Annotated in this window: 1 protein-coding gene and 1 pseudogene; one reads left to right on the top strand and one right to left on the bottom strand. The window is 58.2% G+C overall.

The window, feature by feature from the left end; translation table 11 throughout:
- A pseudogene (locus tag U1739_RS20845) lies at nt 1-407 on the top strand (hypothetical protein); the annotation flags it as partial.
- Here the strand turns inward: U1739_RS20845 and U1739_RS20840 are convergent.
- On the bottom strand, nt 397-2496 hold the full coding sequence (locus U1739_RS20840) for a putative bifunctional diguanylate cyclase/phosphodiesterase (RefSeq protein WP_332710536.1): 2100 nt from the start codon (nt 2494-2496) through the stop codon (nt 397-399). The pseudogene U1739_RS20845 and the gene U1739_RS20840 overlap by 11 nt on opposite strands.
- Between the last annotated feature and the right edge of the window lie 169 nt (nt 2497-2665).

The following is a 2665-nucleotide window of genomic DNA, read 5'->3' as shown; positions in this document are numbered from 1 at the left end:
ACCTGGGGGCAACAGCGAACGCCGACACAGAAACGAGCCTGCTCTTGGACTGCCCTGTTCGGCTTACGCGGACGGGTCACAAGCTTCGTATTGTGCAGAACGATGGTCGCGCCGTCACCATAATCCCGCCTGAGGCATCGATGATCAAGCTTCTGGTCAAGGCGCAACGCTGGTGGACGCAGCTACAGAGCGGCGAGATCACCGTGCATGAACTGGCGGCGGTTGAGGGGGTGGTGAAATCCTATGTCACCCGCGTCGTCCGGCTGGCGTTCCTGGCGCCAGCTATCATCGATGATGTCTTGGGCGGTCGCCAGCCGACCACGCTCGACGCCAAACGGCTCGCGTTTACTGCTGACCTGCCCACCTGTTGGACCGAGCAGCGACGTCATTTTGGTATCAGCGGCTAGACTGCGAGCCGACAGTATCAGCCGCCTTCAAGCCCTCATAGGCCGGCACAATCTGCGCGACTTGGCTTGGCTGCAGGGCGGACACGGTGTCATCGTTTCCCATCAAGTCGACACATTCTGCAGGCTTCCCGATTAGAAACCCCTGAACCTGATCACAGCCCCATTGCCGCAGTACCGAGAGCTGCTCGTCGGTTTCCACCCCTTCGGCAACGATAATGAGACCGAGGCTCTTGCCCAGACCTATGGTGGCTTTAACGATCGATGACGACGACGTGTGGCTGTGCATCGTGGCCACGAAGCTTCGGTCGATCTTGATCTTATCGAAAGTGAATTCCTTGAGATTGCTGAGTGACGAGTGCCCCGTTCCAAAGTCGTCCATCACGACCTTGGCACCGCGCTTTCGCAGCTCGTCGAGGGTGGCGAGAACCTCCTCCCGTTGGAACCCTAAGAGGGTCGCGCTCTCAGTCACTTCGAGTTCCAGTCGGTCGAACGCGACGTGCCAATGCAACGCAGCATTGTATATCTCGGTTGCTAGGTCAGCGGAGCGAAACTGAATGGGCGACAGGTTCATTGCCAGTGAGATTTTTGGATCCCAGGTCGATGCAGCACGAAGCGCCTGATCGATCACCCATGATCCTATAGTTCCAATGAGTCCGCTGGACTCAGCGATCGGTACGAAGACGTCTGGCGGTATGTCGCCAAGGCTGGGATGCCGCCAACGAAGCAGTGCCTCGTACCCCACGATCTCTAGCGACGCCGTGTCAGCGATCGGCTGAAACGCCAAGCGAAGCTCATTCGCCAAAACGGCATTCTCGAGGTCTCTGGCAAGCCGCTCGCGCTGGCTCTCCTCCTCCTTCAAATGCTTGTTGTAGATGCGCGCCGTATTTCGACCATCAGCCTTAGCCCGATACAACGCGAGATCCGCAAGTTCGTGAAGTTCGTTTCCGGTTTGACCAGGTTCCGAAAGGGCTACTCCGACGCTCATCCCGATCGGCGCGCCGTCATCGGATGGCGTGGACGCCTTTCTGAAAATACGCGAGATCAGCGTCTCCGCGGCTGCGGGTTGTGCCCGCGCTACCTGAATGACCGCGAATTCATCACCACCGATGCGCGCAACCAAATCACCATCGCGGACGCACGATAACAGGAGCTGCGCCGTCCGCTTGAGCACACGGTCTCCGCCCGCATGACCCAACCGATCATTGATAGCCTTGAACGCGTCCAGATCGATGGCGAATACCGCTACGACGTCCCCGGTCCGCACGCTGCGCGCAATTTCGTGAGCAAGACGATTTTCAAACAGAAGGCGGTTCGCTAGCCCGGTTAGCATATCGTGGTTCGCTAGGAACTCGGCGCGACGCTCAGCGGAGCGACGGCTTTCTACGGCCTGGCGGTAGTCGTGCAGTCCTCGCGCCAAGTCACCGAGTTCATCAGCCCGCTCAAGGGCGGGCAGGTCCCCACTACTCTCCCCAACCCGGAACTCTCGCAGGCGCGCAGCCATGATTGTAATTGGCGATACTAGGTTTCGACGAAGCCATATCGCCATGCCAAATATGATCGCCACGATCACGAGCCCGCCGAGTAACACTGAGACGATATCCCGACGGTTTTCACGGCGGTTTTTATCCGCCGCCTTCCAAATCGCAGAGGTTAGTTCCTGCCGCGCTTGACTACGGCTCGTCTCCAAGGCCGTCAGCGCGCCCAAGAAACGTGGCATGGCCGCCTTTATGTCTGATGGTTTGAAGCGGCTCGTTTCGATCAGATAGTCGGAGGCCTCGGCAAAAACGGCGGCGGCTTGCCGTACGTCCTGAATAGGAGCCGATCCTGCTTGCGATCTGTGATCAGTTAATGGTGCCGCTTGTGACGACCAACGTTTGAATTCGCTAATCCTATTTCGAAGGTTCTTCCAGCGTGCGTCAGGCACCTTTACGCCGCGTTCGGCGTCGCGGGTCAGGCGGCCGATGTCCTGGCGCAACCGTCGTTGTGCTTGATCCATCTGATCTTCTTGACCAAGCGCCTCGCCCAGGGATGTGATCTGCAGGTCAGCCTGATGGATTTTGTTGCCAACTGAAAGGCCGATAGCCAGCAATGCTAGCGCCATAACGATGATAGTCGAGCAGGCGATGGATACGCGTACTGATATCGATAATCGCACCGGCTTCTCCCGCAACCCCGTTTGACGCCAAAGCGTTACGTTAAAGTTAGAAGGAGCGAGTCGATCAATGTGGGAGCAAGACCGAAGCCCAGCCATTCACGCC

It is taken from the genome of Parasphingomonas puruogangriensis (assembly GCF_036663635.1).
Lineage (GTDB): Bacteria > Pseudomonadota > Alphaproteobacteria > Sphingomonadales > Sphingomonadaceae > Sphingomonas.
Note: the sequence above shows the minus strand (reverse complement) of the source record. Positions and strands in the feature narration are given on the sequence as shown.